This window comes from Mesorhizobium caraganae, from assembly GCF_016836705.1.
GTDB classification, from domain to species: Bacteria; Pseudomonadota; Alphaproteobacteria; order Rhizobiales; family Rhizobiaceae; genus Mesorhizobium; species Mesorhizobium caraganae.
This window is the reverse complement of record NZ_JAFCGY010000049.1, coordinates 1-23,109: the sequence shown is the minus strand read 5'-3', so window position 1 is coordinate 23,109 and position 23,109 is coordinate 1. Positions and strand designations below refer to the sequence as shown.

Annotated in this window: 15 protein-coding genes and 2 pseudogenes; 14 read left to right on the top strand and 3 right to left on the bottom strand. The window is 59.8% G+C overall.

The window, feature by feature from the left end; translation table 11 throughout:
- Positions 1-258: 258 nt before the first annotated feature.
- The 7 genes and pseudogenes from JQK88_RS33595 to JQK88_RS33565 form a co-directional block, all read left to right on the top strand.
- A pseudogene (locus JQK88_RS33595) lies at positions 259-570 on the top strand (integrase core domain-containing protein); the annotation flags it as partial.
- A 560-nt stretch (positions 571-1,130) separates the two neighbouring features.
- A pseudogene (locus JQK88_RS33590) lies at positions 1,131-1,418 on the top strand (ABC transporter substrate-binding protein); the annotation flags it as partial.
- Positions 1,419-1,505: 87 nt separating this feature from the next.
- Positions 1,506-1,946 carry an enolase C-terminal domain-like protein gene (locus JQK88_RS33585; RefSeq protein WP_246750164.1) on the top strand — a complete coding sequence of 147 codons (441 nt, stop codon included), beginning with the start codon at positions 1,506-1,508 and terminating at the stop codon, positions 1,944-1,946.
- Positions 1,946-2,725 (top strand): AraC family transcriptional regulator, encoded by a 780-nt coding sequence (locus JQK88_RS33580; RefSeq protein WP_203280864.1) that lies wholly within the window; start codon positions 1,946-1,948, stop codon positions 2,723-2,725. The genes JQK88_RS33585 and JQK88_RS33580 overlap by 1 nt, the downstream gene beginning before the upstream one ends.
- Before the next feature lie 236 nt (positions 2,726-2,961).
- The gene (locus tag JQK88_RS33575) at positions 2,962-3,669 is read left to right on the top strand and encodes a class I SAM-dependent DNA methyltransferase (RefSeq protein WP_203280858.1); all 708 of its coding nucleotides are present in this window, start codon (positions 2,962-2,964) and stop codon (positions 3,667-3,669) included.
- 237 nt (positions 3,670-3,906) lie between these two features.
- Entirely contained in the window at positions 3,907-4,902 is a 996-nt protein-coding gene (locus tag JQK88_RS33570) for an isopenicillin N synthase family dioxygenase (RefSeq protein ID WP_203280862.1), read from the top strand.
- An 892-nt stretch (positions 4,903-5,794) separates the two neighbouring features.
- Positions 5,795-6,706: a LysR substrate-binding domain-containing protein gene (locus tag JQK88_RS33565; RefSeq protein ID WP_203280868.1), complete on the top strand. Its 912-nt coding sequence runs from the start codon at positions 5,795-5,797 to the stop codon at positions 6,704-6,706.
- A 138-nt stretch (positions 6,707-6,844) separates the two neighbouring features.
- Here the strand turns inward: JQK88_RS33565 and gabT are convergent, their stop codons facing one another.
- Positions 6,845-8,149, bottom strand: coding sequence for a 4-aminobutyrate--2-oxoglutarate transaminase (gene gabT, locus JQK88_RS33560; protein WP_203280860.1), 1,305 nt, complete (start codon positions 8,147-8,149; stop codon positions 6,845-6,847).
- A 70-nt stretch (positions 8,150-8,219) separates the two neighbouring features.
- Positions 8,220-8,927, bottom strand: a complete 708-nt coding sequence (locus JQK88_RS33555) for a class I SAM-dependent DNA methyltransferase (RefSeq protein WP_203280858.1) — start codon at positions 8,925-8,927, stop codon at positions 8,220-8,222.
- Between the two features lie 2,277 nt (positions 8,928-11,204).
- Here JQK88_RS33555 and JQK88_RS33550 point away from each other — a divergent pair.
- Positions 11,205-11,933, top strand: a complete 729-nt coding sequence (locus tag JQK88_RS33550) for an SDR family NAD(P)-dependent oxidoreductase (protein ID WP_203280856.1) — start codon at positions 11,205-11,207, stop codon at positions 11,931-11,933.
- Positions 11,934-12,452: 519 nt separating this feature from the next.
- Positions 12,453-14,342, top strand: a complete 1,890-nt coding sequence (locus tag JQK88_RS33545) for an IucA/IucC family protein (protein WP_203280854.1) — start codon at positions 12,453-12,455, stop codon at positions 14,340-14,342.
- Between the two features lie 272 nt (positions 14,343-14,614).
- On the opposite strand, the gene JQK88_RS33540 is transcribed toward JQK88_RS33545, so the two are convergent.
- On the bottom strand, positions 14,615-16,084 hold the full coding sequence (locus tag JQK88_RS33540) for an amidase (protein ID WP_203280852.1): 1,470 nt from the start codon (positions 16,082-16,084) through the stop codon (positions 14,615-14,617).
- A 566-nt stretch (positions 16,085-16,650) separates the two neighbouring features.
- Here JQK88_RS33540 and JQK88_RS33535 point away from each other — a divergent pair.
- The 5 genes from JQK88_RS33535 (at position 16,651) to tnpB (ending at position 22,838) form a co-directional block, all read left to right on the top strand.
- Positions 16,651-18,303 carry an ABC transporter substrate-binding protein gene (locus JQK88_RS33535; protein WP_203280849.1) on the top strand — a complete coding sequence of 551 codons (1,653 nt, stop codon included), beginning with the start codon at positions 16,651-16,653 and terminating at the stop codon, positions 18,301-18,303.
- A 654-nt stretch (positions 18,304-18,957) separates the two neighbouring features.
- Entirely contained in the window at positions 18,958-19,359 is a 402-nt protein-coding gene (locus tag JQK88_RS33530) for a N,N-dimethylformamidase alpha subunit family protein (RefSeq protein ID WP_203280847.1), read from the top strand.
- On the top strand, positions 19,352-21,577 hold the full coding sequence (locus JQK88_RS33525) for a N,N-dimethylformamidase beta subunit family domain-containing protein (RefSeq protein ID WP_203280845.1): 2,226 nt from the start codon (positions 19,352-19,354) through the stop codon (positions 21,575-21,577). Before JQK88_RS33530 ends, JQK88_RS33525 begins: the two co-directional genes overlap by 8 nt.
- A gap of 521 nt (positions 21,578-22,098) precedes the next feature.
- Positions 22,099-22,494: an IS66-like element accessory protein TnpA gene (tnpA, locus tag JQK88_RS33520; RefSeq protein WP_203280843.1), complete on the top strand. Its 396-nt coding sequence runs from the start codon at positions 22,099-22,101 to the stop codon at positions 22,492-22,494.
- Positions 22,491-22,838: an IS66 family insertion sequence element accessory protein TnpB gene (gene tnpB / locus JQK88_RS33515; protein ID WP_203280841.1), complete on the top strand. Its 348-nt coding sequence runs from the start codon at positions 22,491-22,493 to the stop codon at positions 22,836-22,838. Before tnpA ends, tnpB begins: the two co-directional genes overlap by 4 nt.
- Positions 22,839-23,109: the final 271 nt, after the last annotated feature.

Below are 23,109 nucleotides of genomic sequence, written 5' to 3'. Positions count from 1 at the left end.
CGAATTTAGCGCTTTGGATCGATCCGGTCAGCCGCTCGCCGGAACTCGGAAAATCTCATCCTCTTTGGCGTCGCGTCGCCGGGCCAATTTGTACCCGGTTGGTCGCTGACAGGACTTGAAAGATAGTGTGTTGACGTTTTTCAGGAACTGCCAAATCTGGTGGCTTGACGCTGCACGCGATACCGCGGTTCTGCACTGTTCGGCGGTTCATCTCTGCGGAGACTGATGGTGACCTGTTAGAGTGGACGGCCTCGCGGCGTCGACGACTGCACGCGCGAGTGCCTGGGGTTGGTCGCGGATACGTCTCTGTCCGGCGTTAGGGTTGCCCGCGAAATCGATCGGCTCATGATCGAACGCGGCAAGCCGAAGATGGTGGTCAGTGAGAATGGCAGCGAACTGACCAGCAATGCGATCCTTGCCTGGGCCGATGCAAGCCGCGTGGACTGGCACTATATCGCGCTGGGCAAGCCAATGCAGAATGGCTTCATCGAGAGCTTCAACGGTCGCCTCCGTGAAGAACTGCTGAACGAGGTACTGTTCACCTCATTGGCGCAGGCTCGCGCGGTCTTGGTCGGAACCAGAACCTGCTCGACATAGGCCAGGAACACGTTGCCGTTCATGGCGCCGTCGTACAATGATCGTCGTGCAATCCAGGCGGCGGCCTCGTTCAGCAGCGTTGGAGGCATCCGGCTCGGTTCACCTGTTTGCCGTCATGCCCTGACAGCTGCCTTCCTGGCTGTCAGCGTCCGCAGCCTTTGCCCAGCAGCGGACTTCAGATGAACAGATTCAAGCATACCGGTGCGGAGATCGAGCAAGCCTTGGCATCGCTGTGATCGGTCTTGGGCCGGACCCAGCATCAGATGGAACAATATCCGGGTCACAGTGCCGCGCAGAGGCTGGCATTTCAAGCCGCGCCGGTTTCTGCAGCCCGTATTTCAGCAGCCGACGCATTTAGGGCGCAAACGCTCCTCCGCCAGGCGTAGGCATTTCTACTTGTCGTCTCCCGGTAAAGTCATTCGTTGGAGAACGAGAGGTCTGCCGCCTCTTGAGATCGAATGCCTCACCCGTGGTGTCGACAGACCAATAGGTGCGGATTGACCGCGCCACTAAAATAGAAAGGGGAACGGAACATGAGAATCTCGCGACGCGAGCTCATCCATATGGGCTTGGCCGCCGGAACGGCTTTATCGATCCCGTCGGTACTGCGGGCGCAGACAAAGCCTGCCGGCGCTCGGACGGCGCGCATGGTGATGACCGGTGACCTCAGCGTCTTCGATCCGATCTTTACCACGGCTGACATCATCGCCAACCATGGCTTGGCCATTTACGACACGCTGTTCTCGCTCGACTCCAAGCTTATGTCGCAGCCGCAAATGGTGGGGAAGTGGGGTATTTCTGATGACAAGAAGACCTACACAACAGGGGCCTGAGCGTAGCCTCCGCCATTCACCTCGATCGGCTCTGCCAGGCAATCCCGTTTGTTTTCGAACAGCCCCTGCAACACCATGGAAGAGGTCGCGACTCTGAAGGGCAGGGTGACGCATCCGGTATATCTGGACGAGAACACCGAAGATCAGAATGCAGTGCTCAGGGCGATCTCCCTCGGCATCGCGGATGGCTTCGGCTTCAAGGTCACGCGCCTGGGCGGCCTCACGAAGATGACGACCGTGCGAGACCTTTGCGCCATCCGCTCACTCCCGCACAGCTGCGACGACGCTTGGGGCGGCGACATCATCGCGGCGGCGTGCGTCCATCTTGCGGCGACCGTCGAACCGCGCCGCATGGAAGGCGTCTGGATCGCGCAGGAGTATATTGAAGGACATTTCGACGCAAAGAATCCGATCATCATCGAAAAGGGTTACATCGCTGAACCGCAGTTGCCAGGCCTCGGCATCAAACCGGAACCTGGCATGTTCGGTGAGCCGGTAGCTACCTACGGGTCCTGATGAACGCACCCGCCAACATCAACTCAATGAAGTCGTTGGCCACGCCGAAAATTTCGGCGGCGGTCGATCGACCATTTGACTTGGTGGTTCTGGTGTTACCGGGATTTTCGCACCTGGCGCTTCATGCCTACATTGAGCCGTTCCGCATCGCCAATACGGTATCGAGGCTGCCGCTGTTCAGGTGGCGGATCGCAGGGATAGCTGCAGGGCCCGTCGAGGGTGCGAACGGCCTTTCGGTTGCTGTTGATGTCGCGATAGATGAGCTGGTTTTCGGCTCGGACGATCGCAGGCCGAACCAGCTCGCTATCGTGACGGGCGAGCCGGTAGAACGGCAACTGACGCCTGAGCTCAACGGATTTCTGCGAACGATGGCGCGTCGCGGGGTGCCGATATCTGCGTTTGGGACCGCGACATGGCTGCTTGCTCGGACGGGCCTTCTGGCAGGCACACGCTGCACGATACACTGGTCGCGGCTCGCTGCTTTCGCCGAAGTGTTCAACCAGCCCCGCATAAGCGATTCCTTGTTTGTCAAGGACGGCCAGTATTCAACCTGCGCAGGAGAGCTGGCAGCTTTCGACCTGGCGGTCGATCTGATCGGCAGCCATGCCGAGCGTGGCAGATATGCGGCGAGATCTGAGCCTCGAAAACCAGAGCGCCGTCGTACAGGGTATGCGCCTGCGGCATTTCCATTCTCAGACAGTTTCTCCGGACAGCCCTGCCGTCTGCGCGGAGAAGGGGGGCGCCTGCCGTTGTGGCTCTCCGGCGACCTCAACATATAGCGGTCTGAAGTGACGCCATCCGACATTCCGTCACGGCTTTGTCGGGTCCGCAGCAGGCATGTTTAGCCAATTGCCTATTTTACCTCAGCTCAAACAGTTGAAAACAGTCACAAAGAGTCCTCTCTGCCTCGGTCGGCCAAATTTGGCACGAGTTTTGATGCCCTCATTGCGAGACGGCAGCAGGTGCCGATCGGCGCGCCGTCGATGACCATCTGCCCCTACACGGAGGAACTGGCATGAACACCCTCGATCAGCAGACGGCACTGGAGCAAGCCGCACGAAAGCGCATCAAGGATTCCCACGCCCTCGACGGCGACGCCGGTCGCTTGGCCCACTTCTATCGCGGATGGGCCAGTTCCTACGAGTTGGATGTCGGCCGCGACGGGTACTGCGGGCCGATGATCGTGGCGGAACTGGCGGGCGCCGTGCAGACAGCCTATTTGGCCAGGCAGCGAACTGCCATCGCAATCCTGGACGCCGGCTGCGGAACGGGCCTCGTCGGCGTGGAACTGGAACGCCTCGGCTTCCGGTTGATCGACGGGATCGACCTCTCCGAGGAGATGGCCGAACAGGCCCGGCAAACCGGCGTCTACCGCCATGTCCGAGGCAACGCCGACCTTAACGGGCCGCTCTCCGACTACTCCAGCGCGAGCTATGACATCACGGTGTGCTGCGGCGTCTTCACGCTTGGGCATGTTCAACCCGCGGGGCTGCGCGAACTGGCTCGCGTCACGCGCCCAAACGGATTCATCATCGCAAGCACCCGCAAGAGCTATGCGGAGGCCACATCCTTTGAAGACGAGGTGCGGCGTCTGCAGGATGCGGGCGTTCTTGTGCCGGCACAGCGTCTAAACGACGGCAGATACGTCGCCGAGGAGGACGCGCACTACTGGGTTTTCCAGGTGCCCGAGAAGGCCAGCGCGCCAACGGAGGAGCGGTCATGATCACGCTGCCGCAAATCTCGCTGGCGAAGCTGGCAGCCGATGCATGGCGACAACGAAGAGCGCGAGCGCCTATGCATACCCTGCCAGGAGTTCGGTTCCACCTTGTCAAGCCCGCCACCCCGATAGAATGCACCGCACAGCCTATCCAGGCTTCCCACGGTTCTTCAGCTGCCTGTCAAACAAGAAAATGGCCCGAAATCGTTGTGCCGACTCCGATTTTCAAACAAAGGTGTACTCATGTCTAAGGATCTCGTGGTCAGACTGGACGACAAGCTGCGCGCGAAACGTGAAAGCTTTGACAATATCCCGATAATTGATATCGCACCGCTTCTCGATGGCAGCAACAAACACGGGGTGGCCAAGGAGATACGTTGGGCACTGTCGAACGCTGGTTTCATGTATGTAAAGAACCACGGCATTCCCCAGGACTACGTGCATTCGGTGTTCGATGTCAGCCGCCGGTTCTTCGACTTGCCCATATCGCAGAAGATGGCATTGCATGTTAGCAAATCCGATGTGGCCCTGCGCGGGTACATTGAGCCGTTCGGGGAGAACACCGATCCGGGCAAGACAAAAGATTTGAAGGAATGCTTTGACATCGGGCCTGAACGCTCGACGCTGGAAGGTCCGTTTTTTGGCCCTAACCAGTGGCCCTCAAGTCTACCCGAGTTTCGGGAGCTGATATACGGATGCCATCAAAAAATGGTGGGCCTCGCGAAACAACTCTTGCGGGGCATTGCGCTCAGTCTGGACCTGTCGGAAAGCTATTTCGACAGCCTCATGCGGAACCCGATCAGCATTCAGCGCCTGCTTCATTACCCGCCTCAGAGTGGCTATATTGGCGAAGAGATCATCGGTATTGGCGCCCACACCGATTACGGCCATCTGACCATCCTGGCGCAGGACGAGGTGGGTGGTCTTCAGGTCATGAACCGAGATGGCGATTGGGTCGAGGGCATTCCGATCTACGGCACATTCGTAATCAACATTGGCGATCTGATTCAGCGGCTCACGAACGATCTCTATCTGGCCAACATGCACCGCGTGGTGAATAGCTCGGGCCGCGAGCGATACTCGATCCCCTTCTTTATCGACGCTGATTTCAATGCGATCATCGAACCATTGTCCTCATGTGTTACGGACAGCAACCCGCTTCGCTACAAGCCGGTGACGTGCGGCGAGCACAAATTCGCGCGTTTCGCAGCAAGTTACGCTCACCTGACCAAAGCGTGACGAGAGCGGACAGGCGATTACTCACGTCACACTGCCAGCAGCACTTTAAGGGCCAGATTAGCGGAGCTTGGCGAGGATCTCACCGAGAAATGAAGGTCATGCCGCACCAGTGCAAAGTGATCCAGACCGAGCGCGAGAAATTCACCTCAAGAATGCGAGGCGATCACGCAGCCGCCTGCACCCTTCCGTGTGGCGTCGCGTGGCTTTGCCGGGCCGAGCCTGTTGGCGATGATCCTATTTGAGAACTTCTCCAGCATTAGTCTAGCCCTTGAACCAGCGGAGCGCGCTGTCACCGCGGCGGCATCGATCTGAGCCTCTCCAGGTCGACGCCTGTGCCGCGGTGCTGAATCCGGTGCACGCGCTGGTCGAGGGCATGTGCTTGCTGCCAAGCGTTGCATGACTACGACCACCGTGCCGCACTTGGCGAGCGGCGAGGCCGATACCGGCCGCAGCTTCGCCCACTTCTCGCGGGGAACCTCTTTGTGGCTGACCCCCGCGCTAACCACCTCGGCACGGAAACGATTGCGGATACAACCCGAGTTACGGGGCTTCTTCATACCCCTCATACGGTGGCCGGATCCCAATTCGTCAATGTGACGATCCTGCGCATGTCTATCTTGTGTCCGAAGCTGGACAAAAATGTCGGAAACCCGACGAACGGTCGCCACGGCGGGGCTCGGTATGGGTGAGGGTGCAACTAAAACGGTGCGCCAATTCGGCACGCAACTTGCTTGGGTCACGGCGGTCGGCGCAATTCGTCACGGAGGCCAGTGGTGATTGATCAGTCTTTCAACTTTAACGTGTGTAATCTGGCGGCGGTCGCTATGGGCCAGAGGACGACGTGGGTACCCTGTTGTCTGGTTCGCAACTGCCGATCTGATTGGGTTTTTCAATGGTTCGTCAATATTATGATCTCCCGCCCCTGACTGCCCTCGCGGGGTTCGAGGCCTTGGCACGCCATCTCTCGTTCAAGCTTGCGGCTTCCGAACTGAACGTGACATCGGGAGAGATCAGTCGGCAGATCAAAGCCATTGAGGACGAGCTTGGCGTTCCGCTGTTTGTGAGGCCGGGAACCGGCGTGATGCTTACCAGCGCTGGCAAAGACCTCTATAGCGTGCTGGCAAGCAGTCTTTCTAGGGCGTCCAATGTCGTCAGGACCATTAAACGCGGCGGTCGTTTCCGGCATGTCACGATTGCCTCCACCGATGCGTTCGCGTCGATGTGGCTGATACCGCGCATGCCGCGCTTTTGGTCGCAGCATGGTGATATCACAGTCGACCATGTGATTTCAGACAGTTCGCGCGACTATCAGCGCGATGAAGTCGAGCTGTGCATCCGCTATGGCTTCGGCTCATGGCCTGACGAGAGAGCGGAGCTGTTGTTTGGCGATGTCATCTATCCTGTCTGCGGTCCCAGCTTCGCCCAGGAGCACAGCGATGCGACCGCCAAGTGCTTGCCCGAACTGCCACTCCTACACGTTGAACGGATCCAAGCCGGCTGGGCCGGCTGGGACGAGGTCCTGCGCCGCGCCAGGCTTCCCCACGGGCCGCTTCGTGGCCATAGGTTCAGCAAGTTCTTCGTGGCTTTGCAGGCCGCCCAGGCTGATCAGGGCGTTGCCGTGGGCTGGCACCGGCTGGTGCGAACATCGGTCGAAGAGGGCAAGCTCGTCAGGATTACCGACCTCGAGCTGGACGCCCTGGGAGGATACTATCTGACGTGGAACGACAATCGGACCCTATCGCCGGGGGCCGAGGGGCTGCGCGAATGGTTGCGGAAGATCTCGGCCGAAGAGCTGAACGCTTGAAGTTAGAACTCGCGCCGGCGCGCCTTTGCATGAAGCCGACATTGGACAGCGCCCAGCGGATTTCCTTCGCCACGCTTGGCGCGTCGACAGCGGTTAGCTCCAGGCGCGACAGATAACATCTTGTCGGGATCATATGGATCAAGCGTGCGCAAGCGTGGTCACCCGCCCAAGCGACTCCTCGAAAATCGCCAACGCTTCGTCGATGATCTCGTTCGATACTGTAAGCGGCGCAAGGACGCGGATGACGTTATGCGCGCGTCCGGCCGAGGCGAGCAGAAGACCGTGCGTCGCGGCGTCTTCCACGAGCCTCGCCGTCAGCGCTGTCGCCGGGCGCTGGGACATTGCATCGTCAACGAGTTCAATGGCGATCATCGCGCCCAAACCGCGCACCTCGCCGATAATTGGGCAATTGGTCCCCAGTTTGAGGGAGCGGAAGCCGGTGGTAAGGCGCTCGCCGATTTCCAAGCTGCGGGCGGCCAGGTTCTCCTCCTCAAGCACGTTCAGGGCGGCAAGTGCCGCTGCACAGGCAAGGGGATTCCCCGCGTAGGTGCCTCCGAGCCCGCCCGGCGGTACTGCGTCCATAATCACCGCCTTGCCGATGACAGCGGCGATTGGGAACCCGCCGCCGAAACTCTTTCCCAGGGCTACAAGATCCGGCTCCACCCCTGAATGCTCGATCGCGAAAACCCGGCCGGTGCGAGCGAAGCCGGACTGAACTTCATCGGTGATCAAGACGATGCCGTGCGCGTCGCACAAAGCGCGCAGACCGCGCATGAACTCGGGCGGCGCCGGCAGGAAACCAGCTTCACCCTGGACCGGCTCGATCACCATGGCTGCAACTTGGTCGGGTTCGATCTGCGTCTCGAACAGGTCGCGAAGCGCTTCAAGGGCCTCGTCTGCACTGGGGCCTCGATAGGCCGAAGGAAAAGGCGCGTGGTAGACATCGGTAGGGAAGGGGCCGAAACCGCGTTTGTATGGATCGAGCTGTGAGGTCATCGCAAGGGTCAGTAACGTGCGTCCGTGAAAACCTCCTGTAAAGACGACGATACCCCTTCTGCCCGAGTGGAAACGAGCGATCTTTACCGCGTTCTCCACCGCTTCTGCGCCAGTGGTGACAAGCAGGGTTTTCGCCGGCGAGGGAAACGGAGCTATTGCGTTGAGGCGCTCAGCGAGCCGCACATAGCCGTTATAGGGAATGCTGCCAAAGAAGGTATGGGTAAAGCGCTGCAACTGCGTTCTGACTGCATCAACCACCTGCGGATGCGAATGTCCGACCGCAAGCGCGCCCATGCCGCCGATGAAATCGATATACCGGCGGCCCTCCGTATCCCAAATCTCCGCGCCTTGGGCGCGTTCCGCGCATACCGGAAACGCACATGCAACGCCACGCGGCAGCGCGCTCTCACGTCTCGCCTGGAGTTCCGCGCTCGATCGTGCCATCATGCTGCCATACACTCCCCTGAACGCCATGCATTGGCTGCCAGCTTCGCCAGCGAGATTTGCGGCAGCGTGATCATGACCGCTCCTCCGTTGGCGCGCTGGCCTTCTCGGGCACCTGGAAAACCCAGTAGTGCGCGTCCTCCTCGGCGACGTATCTGCCGTCGTTTAGACGCTGTGCCGGCACAAGAACGCCCGCATCCTGCAGACGCCGCACCTCGTCTTCAAAGGATGTGGCCTCCGCATAGCTCTTGCGGGTGCTTGCGATGATGAATCCGTTTGGGCGCGTGACGCGAGCCAGTTCGCGCAGCCCCGCGGGTTGAACATGCCCAAGCGTGAAGACGCCGCAGCACACCGTGATGTCATAGCTCGCGCTGGAGTAGTCGGAGAGCGGCCCGTTAAGGTCGGCGTTGCCTCGGACATGGCGGTAGACGCCGGTTTGCCGGGCCTGTTCGGCCATCTCCTCGGAGAGGTCGATCCCGTCGATCAACCGGAAGCCGAGGCGTTCCAGTTCCACGCCGACGAGGCCCGTTCCGCAGCCGGCGTCCAGGATTGCGATGGCAGTTCGCTGCCTGGCCAAATAGGCTGTCTGCACGGCGCCCGCCAGTTCCGCCACGATCATCGGCCCGCAGTACCCGTCGCGGCCGACATCCAACTCGTAGGAACTGGCCCATCCGCGATAGAAGTGGGCCAAGCGACCGGCGTCGCCGTCGAGGGCGTGGGAATCCTTGATGCGCTTTCGTGCGGCTTGCTCCAGTGCCGTCTGCTGATCGAGGGTGTTCATGACAGTTCCTCCGTGTAGGGGCAGATGGTCATCGACGGCGCGCCGATCGGCACCTGCTGCTGTCTCACAATGAGGCTTCAAAACTCGTGCCAATTGGCCGACGAGGCGAAATAAGAGAACGGCTAAACAAGCTTGTGTCGCGGGCCCGACAAAGCTGACAGAATGTCGGATGCCGTGACTTGAGACCGTTATACGTTTACGTCGCCGGACAGCCACAACGGCAGGCGCCCCCTTCTCCGCGCAGACGGCAGGGCTGCTGTCTGGGGATGGAAATGCCGCAGGCGCATGCCCTGTACGACGGCGGCTCTGGTTTTCGAGACCTGCCTGGGGCGGCTATTGCGGTGCAGTACCCTGTCCAGAATATGATCATCAGGGAGATGCGCTGGGTTCAGCGCAAGTTCTATCAGTGGAGTAAGGCAAATCCCGAAGACCCGTGGCGGGACATGTGGGTTGGGCTACCGACCTGCGCATGCTGCGTCACGCTTGGCGGACGCGTAGCTTCGACCGAGGTGGACGCGCAGCCGGGGTCGTTGGCGTGACCGTGGGCCGCATCTGGAATGGGATCGGTGAGCATCGCTTCCTCGAAGGGCTTCAGGCGGAGTTGCACTCTAGAGTGCGATCGTGTGCTTGATCTATCCTGGTTGCGCGGCGAGGCCGCCGATCACCAGGCCTCGTCGGCCTGGTGATCTATGTCCACAGATCACTGCTCCGTCGTGCAACTCTACCTTCTTCCTGCTTCCCTTCGCCTGTGCGCGGCTTTCCCGCGCTCCGACCTCTACGGATGCTCCGCCCTCGGCATCTCCATCTCCGGCCGTCGCGGTGAGCCCGGTTCCGTGCTGGGCAGACGATCCAAGTTCCCGGGTTCCGATCTCCAACCGTGGTGCCCTTAGGTGGTGAGCTCTACCCCGTGCGATGCGGGAGATCGGTCAAAGGAGCGGCTCCCTCCCGGGCGCACCTCCATCTCCAGGCGCTCGGCGGCGAAGCACGCGGAAGCGATCGGCATCAGGGGCCTTCTCCACGAGTGCGCGCAGGTTCATCATGTCGTTGTTCATCGATGGTTCCTTCGAATCAGGTTGGCTTCGGCAAGCGACCTACCGAGGGAACATCGATGACCAACTTAGCGACGCTCGCTCGCTACAGCGCTATTGAGGGCGCACTCGCGAGCGGCTAGTCATCGCCGGAGCTACACGACGCTGTTGGGCACGACCCCGGGTGCCGACACCAACTGTCGTTTGTCGAGTCCGTGACACGGTGGCGTTCTGCTTGGCTACTGATGCACTCTCATTTAAGGCTTTGAATAATCTGCAGAACATTTTTTCTGACGCTCCTTCTGCTCATTTGGCACGACTTTTGAAGCGTCGTTGTAGCTAGGCGGCAGGAGCTGCCGGCGGCGGGTGGCAGAAATGCCCCCCGCGTATTTGCCAAGCACTTGGCCAGAGGAAGCCTAATGGACGAGAGGATGCCTTCCGCGGCAAATGGCGAAACTCTCGCGAGCGACGCGCTGCTTTGGGAAAATGCACTCCGCAATGCACTCAACCGGTCGGTACACTGCCTTTTCGCTGGGCGTGTTCTTGAACGAGATGGATTATTGTGGGCTGCGATAGCCACTAGGGTTAGCTCCCCCTGTGGCAGTCGCGCCGAGTCCTCCATTTCGCCGATCTGCGTCGTGCACCTGCCGGAACACAGGAATATCGGATCGAAGTGCTGGACGAAACCGGGAGCCCCGGCACGGGATCGACGATCGCTTCGATCTCACCAGGCAGGTTACGCCCGCCATGGCGGTCTCGCCTGCATCGGACGGCGTGGAGAACCTTTTGCGCGACCGCCTTTGAACCCGATCCAGTTCATACTGGCGCAGGGTGGAGCTCGGGCACCCAATAGAGAAAGAGGCTCAGTGCAGATGCTGCTCGCGCTACCATTCAGATTGAAACTTCGGACATCGAATGGCCCGCCCGGCGCAGGCCAGGCGGCAGCCTCGTGTGACGTTGCAATTGGCCGTCAGATCAGGCCCACAGAGCCAATCGGTCTGGTCGAGAAGTTTGTCCTTCGTATCGCGTATGTTGCGCTCGGGGCGGTCGGGGGTTCGGAGGCAGAAGCACAACTATCCACCTTTAGGTCGCTCAGGGCGGCGCCGACTTCATCGCCCACGATCGAGTCTCCGCCTGGTTCCGTCGCGCGTCCGGAAGAAATCGCGGATGTTGTCCCGTTGTTGGCGTGCGATGCCGCGCATTGCAGATGCGGCGCGCTCGTTGAGATAAACCACGGAAAGGCTGTCGCATGACCCGCTTCGCCGCGAAGGTCGCCCTGGTGACTGGTGCCAGCAGCGGCATTGGAGCAGCAATCGCCAGCCGGCTTGCCGGCGAGGGAGCCAGGGTCTTTGCGGTTCAGCTTGAGGAGGCTGGCCGTATGGAAACGATAGTCGCGGACCTTTGCGACCCCGACGTTCCGGCCGTGATCATTGACGAGGTTGTTCAACAGGCCGGCAGGCTCGATATCCTGGTCAACAACGCCGGGCGCATGGTTGAAGCGAAGGTAGATGAGACGGGACTGGACGAATGGCGACGCACAATGGCGCTCAACCTTGATGCTCCTTTCCTGCTGATCCGTCGCGCCATGCCTCATCTTCGCAGAAGCCGCGGCGCCATCGTCAATATCGGCTCGATAGAGGGATTGGCGTCCAACCCGGGGCACGCGGCCTATTGTGCCTCGAAGGCAGGGCTGCAAGGCCTGACGCGTGCCGTGGCGGTCGATGGCGGGCCAGACGGCGTGCGTTGCAACGGCGTGGCTCCTGGCTGGATCGATACGGATCTCAACGTCAATTTCGTCGCCGCTTTGCCCGAGGAGGAGCGGGGGCGGCTGGGTGCCATTCATCCGTTGGGTCGAACCGGCCGTGTTGAGGAAGTCGCGGCTATGGTCGCATGGATTGCCTCCGACGAGGCTTCATTCGTCACCGGCCAGATCTTTGTCGTTGATGGTGGCCGCACTGCCAAGCTGAGTCTTCCATGAAGGTATGTCGCCTTCCGAAGGACCTCGGACGGGCCGCGCGGAACGTCATTCTCCCGGCGGAGCAGGAGCGGCCGACTTTTGAGGACAGTCTCGCCTTCGATTGGCGGGATCATCGGCGCCGGCTTCGCGAACTCAGTCGCCGTTATGCAAGTGCCGAATGTCAATCGGGCGTGAAGATTCCGGGAATTATTGAAAAACGTAGTCGACATCGGATAACGCGCAATACGGTTGAATAACGCGTGAATTCCGCTTCCCCCGCAGAGAAATCCTGCCACTCTCCAAGAAACTCTGGGCGCCGACACCAACTGCCGTTTTGTAGAGTCCGACACACGGTGGCGGTCGGCTTCGCTGAAGCACTCTCATTTAAGCCTTTGAATAGTATGCAGATCCTTGATCTGCCGCTGTCTGCTCAGTTGGCACGACTTTTGAGCCTTCGTTATAGCGAGGCAGCAGCAGCTGCCGGCGGAGGTGGCAGAAGCGCCCCACGTCTTTCCCAAATACTTGACCAGAGGAAGCCTAATGGACGAGAGGATGCCTTCCGCGGCAAATGGCGAAACTCAGGCGCGCGACGCGCAGCTTTTGGAGAACGCATCGCGCAATGCGCTCAATCGATTGGTACGCTGCCTGTTCGCCGAGCGTCTTCTTGAACCAGATGGATTATTGTGGGCGTGCGACGGCGACCAGGCCTGGCTCCCCCTTTGGCAGTCGCGCCGGGTTCTGCATTTCACCGACCTGCGCCGTGCCCCTGCCGGAACAATCCAAAATCGTGGTCCCATCGAAGTGCTGGACGAAACCGGCGGACGGCACCGGATCGATAGCCCCTCGGATTTCATAACGCAGGTTGCGCCCGCCCTGGCAATTTCGCCTGCATCGGGCGGACTGGAAAATCTTTTGCGAGACATCGATAATAGCGTGCGCAACGACGTTCTGGCGCGTCGCCACCGACAGCACTGGAGCGCCACGATGCGAGGGAAAGTCGCTGAATCAGGCGCGCAAGGATTCCTCGCCTATCTTGCTAAGAGCTTGCCGCCGCACCTGGCCGCCATGACTCTCGATCAGTGGGGCGCGTTGGAAGGTCACCCCTTTTATCCCACATGGAAGGCCAAGCCCGGCCTATCGCCTAAGGACGTCAGTGCGTTGTCGCCTGAATTCGGCGCTCGTGTGCTCGTACGCGTCGCAGGGCTGCGCAAGGAATGGGTTTATGTGGAGAAAATGCCGCATGTCGGCAGCTATTCGGAATGGTTCTCACGAAAGTTTCCCGACCTCTGGCGCGACTGGGCCAACGGCCTGAATCACCGTGGAAAGTCGCCTGAGGACTGGCTTCCTATGCCTGTACATATCTGGCACCTCGAGAATTTCGTGCGCCGTGAATTCGCGTCCGAGATTGCTTCCGGTGTTCTCGACCCGGATGGGCCGGAGGTCCTGACGCTGCCGTCTATGTCCTTCCGCACGATGCTGCCGGACGAATGGGAACCGAGGCCCTTTATCAAGCTGCCGGTGGCGATCTGGATGACCAGCGAACAGCGTACCCTGCAGGACAAGTCGATTCACATGGGGCCGCGTCTCAGCACCCTGATTTCCGATATCCTGTCAAAAGACAAAGATATTCACGAGAGGTTGGAGATCTTCACCGAAGAGCTGGGCGCAATCTTGCATCACCCTGAGACGGGCGACGAACGTCCGGGCCGCTTTCTTTCGGTTGTCTATCGCACCGCCGACGCTCTAGCTCGCAATGACGGACTTTTGCCCGTTACTGTGGCTGCACTGTTGACGTCAAGCCCGATCGATGGTCGTCCGCTCATTTGCGAATTGATCGCAAGGAACGGCGATGAAAGCGACACGACCGTGTCTGCGTTTTTCCGCGCCTATGCACGCACCGTTATCCGGCCGACGCTCAGCATGTATCTGCTATACGGCATTGGCTTTGAGGCGCATCAGCAAAACAGCACCATCCTGTTCGATGAAGCCGGCCGCCCACGAAAACTGTTGATCCGTGATTTCGGCGATGGCCGCAGGCTTGCGCCCCTGTTCAAGGAACGCGGGTACCGCCTGAAGCCCTTCAGTCGCAAGGAGATCTTATCCACCCTATCCAATGACGATATAAGTTTCGTGCGCTCATTCGTCATCGACGCCTGCTTCATCTGCCATCTTCATGAGATCGCACTGTGCCTCAACCAACAGTATACGCTGACGGGCACGAGCCTTTGGCGCATCCTGCGGAAAGAAGCCGAGGCAGCGTTTGACGCCCTCAGACCGCGCATGTTGTCGGACGCGTTCTGGCTGGAGGAACGCAAGGCTTTTCTTGAGAAACCCTGGCCGACCCGCTCAGTGCTCCGGATGCATCTGGAGCGCTACCCCGAGGGTCGGTTGGAGCATCGCTTGCCCAATCCACTGGCGGAAGCGGAATGACAATAGCCTCTGCCGCGCTTCGCGGCCTCAGAGCCGTTTTTGTTTTGTTGCGCCCTTGCGACAGAGTCTTTGGACTCGCTGGATTTGTGGCTACGGGGGGCTGAATCGCGAGGCATGGTTTCATTCAGCTTCAAGTTCGTACCTCTGGGTCACCGGCTGGCGCCCCGGGCTGGTCAACATGTCATCGCCCGGCCGTGCACCTGGAGATCGTAAAGGGCCTTGCAGCGGCTCCCTTCGCCAGGAGGCCCTGTCAGCCGCTTCCGGGGAAGCCGTCATAGGTGAAGGCAAGGTGGAAGGTGTTTGTTCCAAGGGTTCAGTTGCTCGTAGAGAAGCGCGGCCTCAAGAACGCTCCTGTCCCCGCGCGGGCGTCCTACGATCTGCATGCCCATCGGCAAGCCTCGTTGGTCGAAACCTGCAGGAATCCCGATAGACGGCAGCGATGCCAGCGTCGGGCCAATCACGACCTGCATCCAGCGGTGATAGGTATCCATTGTCCGCCCATTGATCTCCTTGGGCCAACGGATCGACGCGTCGAACGGGAAGACCTGGGCCGAGGGGAGCAACAGATAGTCGTACCGTTCGAAGAGGCTGACCATCTTGAGGTACCATTCTGTCCTAGCCAGTCGCGCGGTGTAGAGATCGTGCGTCGAGAGCGTGCGGCCCTGCTCGACCTCCCACATGGCTTCCGGTTTGATCAGATCGCGCAGCGATGGGTCATTGTAGGCGTCGTGTAGCTGTCCGGCCAGCGCATCGCTCCGCAGCGTGACGTAGATGTTCCACAGCCGTTCCAGGTCGAAACCCGAGGAAATGTCGTCGACCCTAGCCCCCGCCTGGGCGAATTTGCCTGCCGCCCCCCGGACCAGATCGACGAGCCCCGGCTCGAAAGCAAGCTGGCGTGTCCAGTCGCCAAGCCATCCGAACCGCGCCTTGCGCGGATCAATTGGCTTGAGGTTGTCCAGCCAACCCGAAGGCGAGTCGAGCGATTGCGGTACCCGGTCGTCATATCCGGCCTGCACTGACAACAGCTTGGCCACGTCCTCAACCGTGCGGCCCATCGGGCCTACGACTGTCATCTGGCTGCTGAACGCGTCAAGCGCCAGGGCAGGCACCCGCCCGGCCGAGACGCGAAAGCCGATGACATTGTTGAATGCCGCCGGATTGCGCAACGATCCACCCATGTCGCTGCCATCGGCTACCGGCAACATGCGCATGGCGAGCGAAACAGCCGCCCCGCCGCTAGATCCACCGCCGATACGGGTCGGATCGTAGGGGTTAAGAGTCGTCCCGAAAATCGGATTGTAGCTGTTCGAGCCCAAGCCCAATTCGGGCGTGTTGGTCTTACCTATGATAATCGCTCCTGCGGCGCGCATCCGCGACACGAAGATGGCGTCGTTGTCGGGAATGAAATCTCGGAAGAGGGGCGAGCCATAGGTAGTGCGCAGCCCCTTGGTGTTCGCGAGATCCTTGATTGCCTGAGGCACGCCGAGAAGCGGGCCAACCTTCTCCCCCCGAGATACGGCCACGTCCGCCGCGACCGCCTCTTCCAGCAGATCGCGCCGGGGACGAAGCGAGACGATCGCGTTGACCAGCGGGTTCACCCGTTCAATATGATCTAGATAGGCGGTTATCACCTCCACCACCGAGACCTCGCGGGCACGGATCATGCGAGCAAGTTCGATAGCTTCGAGTCGGCACAGCTCTGGGAGGCGGTACAGCTGTTTGGAAGAAGAGCCACTATTCATGTCCAGCTTGCCTTATGAAATCGCGGCGGTTCGCCAAACCGCCTCAAGCCGGTCACCCGTAAGCGCATAATTTGCGACGGTGTGGCTGATCCACGAACAGCGCCTCTGTCCTGATGGGCCAATCACATCGCTAAAGCTTCTGCACTACTCGGAATCCGACATTTGGCCCCCCTTGTGCACCAAATCGGTGCAGGCGAAATATTGCCGACCTTCTCGATCCAACGGTCCAATCCATGTCCACGACTTCACCAGCAGACGTTCCATCTGACACTTCAGGCCCCCTCTTCGTCTCGCGGTGTTCAGGGTGTTGTCGGGCTTACCAAAGCGGATCGATCATCGACGCGACGGGATTACCTCAAGCCAAGCACAGGATGAATTCGCAAAAAAATCGCCTGCCGGTTGATTTTAATTCGAATGTCCAGATACGCCCTTTTCTGTAGCCTGCGGCGTGCGTGAATGGAGCAATCAGCGGAAAGCCCCAGCTCTTCCGTCTTATCGTGCCTGAGATCCCGGCGCTTTCCGTGCTGGTCCACAGCCGCTGTCCTTAGCCAATTTGGGAGGTTCAAATGGGGTATTTTACTAGGCATGGCAAACCTATGCCTAAGATCTTCGACAGTCTCGCCGAGGAAGCAAAAAAGGACGGGATGGACCGGCGCGAGTTCCTGGCGCTCGCTTCCGTCTTCGGTGCGTCGACGGCTATGGCGTACTCGATGCTGGATGCAATGCCGTCGGCGCATGCCGAAGAAGCGCCCAAGAAAGGCGGAACTCTGCGAATTGCTACGCAAGTTTTTGGTCAGAAAGACCCCCGCGTAAATGACCTTCCTGCATTAGCGAACATTTACCGTCAATTCCTCGAACCTTTGGTCAAGTATACCAACGAATACACCTTTGAACCCAGGCTTCTTGAAAGTTGGGACACGAATGACGACGCGACGGAATATCTCCTGCGCCTGCGGAAGGGTGTCAAGTGGAACAATGGGGACGACTTCACTGCCGATGACGTGATGTTCAACCTGCTGCGCTGGTGTGAAAGGGACGTGCCTGGGAACTCAATGGCTGCGCGCATGGCCACGCTCGTGGATGAAAAGACGGGCAAGGCAGTAGAAGGCGCCATTTCAAAAGTTGACAACCACACGATTAAACTCAAGCTGCCAAAACCCGATATTACGATCATTCCGGGGTTTGCCGATTATCCCGCGCTGATCGTTCACCGTGAATATGAAAAAAACGGGTCGGACCTCGTTGCCCGTCCGGTAGGCACGGGACCGTTTGAACTAGTGTCATGGGACGTGAGCCAAAAGGCCGTCCTGAAGCGTCGAACAAATGGAAGCTGGTGGGGCGGTGAAGCCTACCTGGACGAGGTGCAATTCATAGACTACGGCAGCGATCCGTCCGCTCTTACGAGCGCTTTCGAATCAGGCGAAGTAGATGCGAACTATCAGACGTTCGCAGATTATGTTACCATATTTGATGACCTCGGTTTGGTGAAGTCTGAAGCGAAAACGTCGACAACGTTAGTGTGCCGCGCCCACGTCACTACTAAACCGTACGACGACCAGCGGGTGCGCAATGCACTGCAGTTGGCAGTCGACAATGGTGCGGTGCTGCAACTTGCCGCCAATGGCTACGGCACCGTTGCTGCGAATTATCATGTCGCGCCATTACATCCCGAGTTTTACCCGGTTCCGGAAAAGAAACGGGATGTAGAGGCTGCCAAGCGCCTTATGGCCGAAGCTGGCCAAATGGACTTCGAACACGACATCATCAGTAACGACGAGGATTGGCATAAGGACACCGGCGATGCGATCGCCGCGCAGTTGCGCGAGGCCGGATTCAAGGTGAAGCGTACGGTTCTACCCAGTAGCACTTTTTGGAACGACTGGTTGAAATTCCCCCTTTCGACAACAAACTGGAACATGCGGCCGTTGGGCGTACAAATCTTGGTGCTTGCCTATCGCAGTGGCGCCGCATGGAATGAGGCGGCGTGGTCAAACCCGGAATTCGATAAGAAACTCGACGCGGCGTTGACGGTGCCCGACCCACAGAAGCGCAAGGCGCTCATGCAGGATATTGAAACGATCCTGCAGGAATCTGGCATCATCATACAACCTTATTGGCTTACCTTGTTCAATCATTCTACAAAGCAAGTCAGAGGCTACGCGATGCACCCGACATTTGAGATCGACCTCGGTAAGGTTTGGCTCGACCGGGCAGCATGAGACAACTGCTGGTCTGATTGTGGGGCTTCGTCAGGCTGCGAGTCCCACACGCGTTGGCCGTTTGCACAGTCGCTTTGTGCGAGCGACGTACCGCCGCCCGTGACCATCGGCCGGTTGACCTGCTATTTCCCTTTGAACGTCGAAGCTCCTACCGCAAGCGCGGGCGCATAGAAGGATCGCATCATCGACGATATCCGCGTCGTCACCGACTTCCCTCGCAAGGTGCGCGAGATCGAGAATATGGATTTCGATGCCGGAGGGGGTGAAGCTCGCTGCCCGCATCTGGTTGCGAGAGCCGAGGCAGACTCCGCTCGGCGTGCTTGCTCAGGCAGCGCCGCATTTTGGTTATCGCAGCCTCCGACGGAAGCAAGATTGCTGTCTGCAGATTATCGAAACTGCGGCTGCAGGTAGAGACGCTGGGAGCGGGCGAATCTGGTATCTCGCCGAACGCCTGATGGTGGCCGGCGAGCGTTTACCTCCGCCATGCTCTCGCAGTCCTCCAACGCATGGGAGACGACTCAAGTGCGAGGTGATATTTTTGCTGTTTCGTGGCGCTGGTCTTCTGCGCTGCAGGTGTTATCTCGTACCGGGAGGCCCGCTGGAAGATCATGATCCCGAGAGCTAGGCGACACCGCAACGAGTCGGAGGCCCGCTATGGCGACCAACTATCCGCCGCTGAGTTCGTCGTCTCAATCGGTGTGCTCGCCTGAGAGTGCCGGTACGGCGGCCGCCCGCTCTGCTTTGGCGAGGTTTGCTGCTCGTCCTGACCTAGTGCGCGAGTTCCTGGACGCACCTTTCGGCCGTCATAGTGCGGATCTTCGCTTTGTTCTGGACGTCATGCGTTCTCAGCCAACGGCTGGTAAATGGTTCACGATCATGACTAAGCCATATAGAGAGTGGCGCGCTGCGCGCTGGTCGCTAGATGGCTTATATGTCGCCGAAATGGCGCCAGCGAATTTTCAGTCGCGCGAGGATGTTGAACGTTGGGTTTTCAAGCAGCGTTGGCGACACCTGGTCGGTACCCTGCCAAAGCGGGAGGGTGAGGATAATGCATGATCGCCCAGTGATTCTCGGCTATTCCGACCGCGATAGCGTGAAACCGGGCGAAAGCATCGCCTTCGCTGTGAGCTGTCTGAAACTCGACAGCTTCGAATGCGATTTCGTCCGTCTGCTCGGATGCGATGCCGGACCAGAAATGCCACCCTTCCAGCCGACCGTCATGGCGGTGCCGGAGGTCAATCGTTATCCAGGACGCGAGCAACCCATACGCGCCGGCTCCTACATCGAAGTCGAGGGATCGCAGCGCTTGGCGAGTGTTGGGCCGATAACCATTTGTGCCAATGTCATGCCGACCCTCATTGCCGGCCAACCGCGCTGCCTCATCAGTACGCTGTCCCCGGGCGGGCGTGGAGGAGTGGCCTTACGGCTTGAGGCAGACGGCTGCTTGGCGGCAATCCTCGGTGATCCTGTTGAGCCGCGGACCTACACCCTGGATCGCCCCTTGTCTCTCTGGCGCTGGAGCTTCGTTGCGCTGAGCTACGATCCCGAACGCCGTCAGTTGCTAGTCGTGGTATATCGACTCGTTTCTGGGACACACGACCATGCCGGTGAGAGCTGGCTGGCTGTGGACAATGTGGAGCCGCCGGCGGGCGGCGACGGTCGCACCCTAATAGCGGCCGAGCCAGATGACGGCGGATTTCCTTGCCACCACTTTAACGGCAAGATCGAGCGTCCCCGGATCTTGGCTGCGGCGCTGTCGCTCGAACAACTTAGCAATCTGGCTACACGCAAGCCGACGGAACCTGTTATTTGGCCCTTCCTGGCCGATTGGGATTTGGCGGGCGAGGCGGCGTCTGACGTCGTCCGAGATCAATCGGGGGCAGGCCACGACGGAATCTGCATCAATCAGCCTACCCGCGCCGTACAGGGATCGAACTGGGACAGTTCAACCATGGATTGGCGCCGTGCGCCTGACCAGTACGGCGCAATTCACTTTCACCATGACGACATCGAAAATCCCGGCTGGCAGGAAGACCTGCGGCTTACCGTTCCGGTGAACTGGCCGAGCGGCTGCTACGCGGCCCGCCTCCGGGGCGCGGATGCTGAGTTCTATGTTCCGTTCTATGTGCGGCAGGCTGCAAAAGCCTCCAGCGATGTTGCCTTTTTGGCGCCGACAGCAACCTATGCGGCGTACGTCAACTTGGGGTTCCAGCGGCAGACGGTTGAGTATTATCTCGGTTGCCTTGCCTGCTTTTACACTCCGCTCGACCTATTGGCTATTGAACTCCCGGGGCTCGGTAAGTCGCTCTACGACCCGCATGACGATGGGAGCCAGCGGTCAATTGGATCGCTTCGACGGCCGGTTCTGAACAGGCAGCCCGGAGGCTGGCTCTGGAACTTTCAGATCGATCTTTGTCTTCTCGGATGGCTGGCCCGGGTAGCTCCGGATCACCAAGTACTTACGGACGAAGACCTCGACCGCGAGGGCTTGGCGGCCATGGATGGTTGCCGCGTCCTGGTAACCGGGAGTCATCCGGAGTATTGGTCCCTGCCGATGTTGCAGGCCCTAGACGGCTTTCTCGCCAGGGGCGGGCGGCTTATGTATCTCGGCGGCAACGGATTTTATCATGCGATCGATTTCCACCCACAACTCCAGGGCTTAGTTGAGCTCAGGCGGCGCCATTCAAGAAACGGTCGCTTTGGTGCCGGAGAAGCCCATAGCAGCTTCGCCGGCCGGCTCTGCGGCGCATGGAAAGACTTGGGCAGACCCGAACAGTCGCTAGTCGGCGTTGGATATCTAACCGAGGCTTTCGATCGCTGTAGTTACTATCGTCGCCTGCCGGGGAGTGAGGATCCCCGCGCGCGCTTCATATTCGAGGGCATCACCGAGAATTTAATTGGTGATTTCGGTTTCCTGGGTGGAGCGGCGGGCCTGGAGATCGATGTGGTAGATGAAGCGCTCGGTACACCGCGTCATGCGCTCGTCATAGCCGCCTCCGAGGCGCACGGCAGTTCGTACGCACGCAATCTGAGTGGCGCCGACATGTTCACCGGGCTCTGGAACGATGCCCCAAGGGATCGCGTTCGTGCCGATATGACGTTCTTCGAGACACCTGCAGGCGGCGCGGTCTTTTCGGTCGGCTCTATCGCTTGGGGCAGCAGCCTCCCGCATGCTGGCTATGCCAACAATGTCGCACTCATTACTGAGAACGTTCTAGGCCGCTTTCGCGATCCGACCCCCTTCCAAATGCCTGACCGGGAGCCGTCCGGATGATCTTCAATTGCCAACAAAAGGAAGACCGAACAGCCCCCGAGTTCGGGCTGCGCTAATCTTGAAACTTATCACGCCACTTTGGCTCAATGCTTATAACGTCGCCATAGCCGCACGCGGATGCCAGGATCGCCCGCGGTCGTCTGCGGGCGATGTCGGCTGGGGCCTGTTCAAGAGCGAACAGCGTTTTTTGCCGCAGCCACCTCGCACCTAACGCCGCATGCGCTGAAAGAGGAACTCGTTGCGCGCGGGGGAGGGGGTATCGCACAAACAGTCTGACTAGTTTTAGTCTGCGGCGTGAAGGGCATTTCACCACCGACGACGAAACCGCAACGCCGAACCGATACGCAACCGACCGGCTGCTCTCACCGGCCGAAACCACCGCCACCACACGCTCACGATCATTGGAAGAGTTCGGGTCATCAGAGTCTGGCCTCCAATCCAGCGTATCCCCACGGTGACGGCCGCCTTGCTGAGGTAGGCTGAAGGCTGCAAGTCCTAGTGCAAGCACTAGGAGTAGCCCTGTGACGAAGCATCAGATTGAAGTGATCACGTCGGTCGAGCGGCGCCGGCGCTGGTCTCGGGAGGAGAAGGAGCGGCTGGTCGCCGCGACGTTTGAGCCTGGGGCCAGTGTTTCCGAGATCGCGCGATCGGCTGGCATTCATGTGAGCCAGCTTTTCCGGTGGCGCAAGGAACTCTGCCAGATCTCCGCGCCGTCCGTGCCGCAACTCGTTCCCGTGGAAGTCGTTGAGGCGTTGCCAGCGCCGTTGACGTCGGCGCAGCCACCGCCGATCTCCCGACCACGCAAGAAGAGCAGCATGGTGACGATCGAGCTTGGTGGCGCCCGTCGCCTGCGGGTCGAGAGTGATATCGATAGCGAGGCGCTCGGCCGGATCCTGGATGTGCTGGAGCGGCGATGATCTCGGTCCCGAGCGGTGTGAAGGTGTGGCTCGCCACTGGCTATACGGATATGCGCAAGGGCTTCCCCGGCCTGTCGCTGATGGTGCAGGAGACATTGAAGCGCGATCCGCACAGCGGTCATTTGTTCTGTTTCCGCGGGCGGCAGGGAGGGCTGATCAAGGTGATCTGGCACGACGGCCAGGGTGCTTGCCTGTTTACGAAGAAGCTCGAGCGCGGCCGCTTCATCTGGCCCTCGGCGGCCGACGGCACGGTGGTGATCACGCCCGCTCAGCTTGGCTATCTGCTCGAAGGCATCGACTGGCGAATGCCGCAAAAAACCTGGCGTCCAAGCTCGGCGGGATGAGCAAAACCGCTGGCATGGCGGGAGCGAATATGATTCCATCGCGCCATGACCGATGCGGCCGATCAGCTTCCTGGTGATCTTGCCAGTGCGCACGCGATGATCCTCGCCGAGCGCCCCGCGGGTCACTTCAAAATCCCCCGGGCAGGGTCAGTCAAACTCCTCCACCCGCAAGGCAGGACAGGAGCGGATTGTTAGTTTGACTTTGTTTCCCGGGCAAGGGCTTCGGCGGCCTCTTTGAGGCGATAGCTGCGTCCATCGAACTCAAGCAGAT

Excerpts from the sequence above, each read along its gene's own strand:
- JQK88_RS33585 (WP_246750164.1), top strand. The coding sequence starts at position 1,506 with ATGGAAGAGGTCGCGACTCTGAAGGGCAGGGTGACGCATCCGGTATAT.
- JQK88_RS33580 (WP_203280864.1), top strand. The coding sequence starts at position 1,946 with ATGAACGCACCCGCCAACATCAACTCAATGAAGTCGTTGGCCACGCCG.
- JQK88_RS33575 (WP_203280858.1), top strand. The coding sequence starts at position 2,962 with ATGAACACCCTCGATCAGCAGACGGCACTGGAGCAAGCCGCACGAAAG.
- JQK88_RS33570 (WP_203280862.1), top strand. The coding sequence starts at position 3,907 with ATGTCTAAGGATCTCGTGGTCAGACTGGACGACAAGCTGCGCGCGAAA.
- JQK88_RS33565 (WP_203280868.1), top strand. The coding sequence starts at position 5,795 with ATGGTTCGTCAATATTATGATCTCCCGCCCCTGACTGCCCTCGCGGGG.
- gabT (WP_203280860.1), bottom strand. The coding sequence starts at position 8,149 with ATGATGGCACGATCGAGCGCGGAACTCCAGGCGAGACGTGAGAGCGCG.
- JQK88_RS33555 (WP_203280858.1), bottom strand. The coding sequence starts at position 8,927 with ATGAACACCCTCGATCAGCAGACGGCACTGGAGCAAGCCGCACGAAAG.
- JQK88_RS33550 (WP_203280856.1), top strand. The coding sequence starts at position 11,205 with ATGACCCGCTTCGCCGCGAAGGTCGCCCTGGTGACTGGTGCCAGCAGC.
- JQK88_RS33545 (WP_203280854.1), top strand. The coding sequence starts at position 12,453 with ATGGACGAGAGGATGCCTTCCGCGGCAAATGGCGAAACTCAGGCGCGC.
- JQK88_RS33540 (WP_203280852.1), bottom strand. The coding sequence starts at position 16,084 with ATGAATAGTGGCTCTTCTTCCAAACAGCTGTACCGCCTCCCAGAGCTG.
- JQK88_RS33535 (WP_203280849.1), top strand. The coding sequence starts at position 16,651 with ATGGGGTATTTTACTAGGCATGGCAAACCTATGCCTAAGATCTTCGAC.
- JQK88_RS33530 (WP_203280847.1), top strand. The coding sequence starts at position 18,958 with ATGGCGACCAACTATCCGCCGCTGAGTTCGTCGTCTCAATCGGTGTGC.
- JQK88_RS33525 (WP_203280845.1), top strand. The coding sequence starts at position 19,352 with ATGCATGATCGCCCAGTGATTCTCGGCTATTCCGACCGCGATAGCGTG.
- tnpB (WP_203280841.1), top strand. The coding sequence starts at position 22,491 with ATGATCTCGGTCCCGAGCGGTGTGAAGGTGTGGCTCGCCACTGGCTAT.